Raw genomic sequence first — 2,589 nt, forward strand, 5'->3', positions numbered from 1 at the left:
TGATGGCAGCCTGCGCTTCATCTCCGTCAGCTTCACCCTCTCCATCTGCTGCACCACAAGATAAAAGTGTCACCTTATTATTCAATGTGCAAAGCCCTTCTATAGATCCTCATGCAGATGTAAATTACACAGCTGTTCGTGCTGGAGTAAGTGAAACACTGATCAAAGTGAACAAGGATCTTAAGCTGGAAGCTTGGCTTGCAGAGAAATGGGACAGCAAGGACGGACAGCACTGGACCTTCAACATCCGACCAGGTGTGAACTTCCACAGCGCTAAAGCCGTCAATGCCGCTGCTGTCAAAGCCTCCTTGGAAAGAGCGCTAAAGCTCAATCCATCGGTCAAAAATGCGCTACATATCCGTGATATTCATGCGGATGGACAGATTTTGACCATTACGACAGACAAACCTTTCCCGGAATTTGTGTCCGAGCTGGTTCATCCGAATACCGCTATTATAGACACCACAGTTACAGATGACTTCCCATCAGGAACGGGACCGTTCAAGGTTGCCAGTTTCCGTGCTGGAAGTGAACTGAATTTAGAGCGCAATGAACAATATTGGAACGGTGAAGTAAAGTTGAAACATGCTAAATTCATGTTTAACGAAGACGCCAATGCACGTCAGCTTGCTTTTCAAGCCAAAACTGCTGATATTGTGTATCGCCCGCCAATTGAAAGCCTGGAGCTATTGAAAGCTGATTCTACCGTTAAGGTTGACTCACTTCCTAGTTTGCGAACGCATCAGCTTATTTACAATATGAACAATAACGATCTGAAAAAGACGGCTGTTCGTAAAGCATTTGATAACCTGATCAACCGGGATGAGATCGCCAGTGGTATCATGTCTGGTCAGGGAACCCCTGCTCAAGGCCCGTTCTTGTCCGACTTTCCTTTTTCACCGGAATATATTACGAAACAGTTTGATTTGAATGCTGCCCGAGAAGGCTTCAAGCAAGCTGGATATACAGTACAGAACGGTAAAGTTGCGAACCCCGACGGCAAGCCGCTTCATCTTACATTGCTAACTTACCAGTCGAGAGCGGAGCTTCCACTCATCTCTCAGCTTATTCAGGCTAACGCTAAAGAACTTGGCATTACGATTGATATCCGTCAGGTTGATAATATTGACGAATATCTTGCCGCTCATCAGGATTGGGATTTAGCGACTTATAGTAGCATTACAGCCCCGCGCGGCGATGCAAGCTATTTTCTGAATGCGGCTTACATGCCTGAAGGAGCACTGAATTATGGGCGTGTGCATGTACCGGAACTCACTGGTATGATTTCACAGCTGAACACCACCGTGAATGAGGAAGAACGCAACAAGCTGGCGCTGAAGGCTGTCACGCTGATTGACCAAGAAAATCTGCAATCCTTTCTGGTCCATCCAAACAACGTAGTGGCCTATCGCGATTACGTACATAACTGGGTAACTAGCCAAAGTGAATACTACTTGCTGACCCAGGACCTGGATGTGAACTAGCATGTTTAAATCCATCGCCAAAAAGTTTCTTGAACTGGTCTTGTTCTTTCTTATTCTTTCCTTTGTGAGCTTCTGTCTGCTTAAGCTTGTTCCGGGCGATCCCGTCCGGAGCATTCTCCGAGTCGACGATGTAGCTGTGTCCAATCAGCAAATTATGGATATGCGCAGCCAACTGGGGCTGGATCAACCATTACCTGTGCAATATGGTAAGTGGTTGGTCCAGTTGCTTCAGTTTGATTTTGGACAATCTTATTTAACCCATCGTCCAGTATTCACAGAGTTTATGGAAAAACTGCCTTATACACTGCTACTTACCGGAGGGTCTCTGTTCATTATGCTGCTGATAGCTCTCCCGTTGGGAACGATGGCGGCGCTCTACCGTAACCGCTGGATTGACAGAGCCAGTCGTGTGTTTGCCTTAATCGGCTCCTCGATTCCCAGCTTTTGGCTGGGGCTTTTGTTTATCGAATGGTTTGCAGTTAAATTACGTATTTTGCCGTCTATGGGTGAAGGAACCGCTTTTCATTTGGTACTCCCTTCTCTTACCTTGGGATTGGCAATGGCGGCCGTTTATGTACGAATGATCCGCGCAAGTCTGATTGAAAGCTCGGGGCAAGACTTTATCAAAGCGGCGCAAGCGCGTGGAATCAGCCCCATCCGCATTTTTTTCAGACATATGCTCCGTCACAGTCTTGTTCCACTCATTACGGTATTCAGTGAGAGTATAGGCAGCCTACTGGGAGGCACAGTCGTGATTGAAGTGCTATTCGCCTATCCAGGGCTGGGCAAATGGATTGTGGATGCCATTGCTGCAAGGGATTACCCCATTATTCAGGGCTATACCGTATTTATGGCTGCATTCATTGTATGTATCAATATTTTGGTAGAGCTGTCCTACCGTTGGGTCAATCCTGAAATCGCTTTGAAGGAGAAACGTTTATCATGATAAAATCCGTACATGCGGAAAACAGGCAGCTCACCAGAACGCGATTGTCCAATACATGGATCGTGTCGCTCTCCATTCTGCTCATTCTTGCAGCAATTACAGTCGTTCCGTTTCTTGCTCCGCAAGATCCGTATCGTATCCAGATGGGGAATCGACTAC

At 46.7% G+C, this 2,589-nt stretch carries 2 protein-coding genes; both read left to right on the forward strand.

All coding sequences use genetic code 11. From position 1 onward, the window contains the following. The first annotated feature begins 2 nt into the window (after window positions 1–2). Window positions 3–1,484 (forward strand): nickel ABC transporter substrate-binding protein, encoded by a 1,482-nt coding sequence (nikA, locus tag GRP75_RS24000; RefSeq protein WP_160790570.1) that lies wholly within the window; start codon window positions 3–5, stop codon window positions 1,482–1,484. Window position 1,485: 1 nt separating this feature from the next. Then, a complete protein-coding gene (nikB, locus tag GRP75_RS24005; RefSeq protein ID WP_023988849.1) occupies window positions 1,486–2,430 on the forward strand; it encodes a nickel ABC transporter permease in 945 nt (314 codons plus the stop codon). The last annotated feature ends 159 nt before the right edge of the window (window positions 2,431–2,589 follow it).

Source organism: Paenibacillus sp. OT2-17, from assembly GCF_009827695.1.
GTDB classification, from domain to species: Bacteria; Bacillota; Bacilli; order Paenibacillales; family Paenibacillaceae; genus Paenibacillus; species Paenibacillus polymyxa_B.

Bases quoted from the DNA above. Each gene is read 5' to 3' on its own strand.
- nikA (WP_160790570.1), top strand. From the start codon at position 3: ATGGCAGCCTGCGCTTCATCTCCGTCAGCTTCACCCTCTCCATCTGCT.
- nikB (WP_023988849.1), top strand. From the start codon at position 1,486: ATGTTTAAATCCATCGCCAAAAAGTTTCTTGAACTGGTCTTGTTCTTT.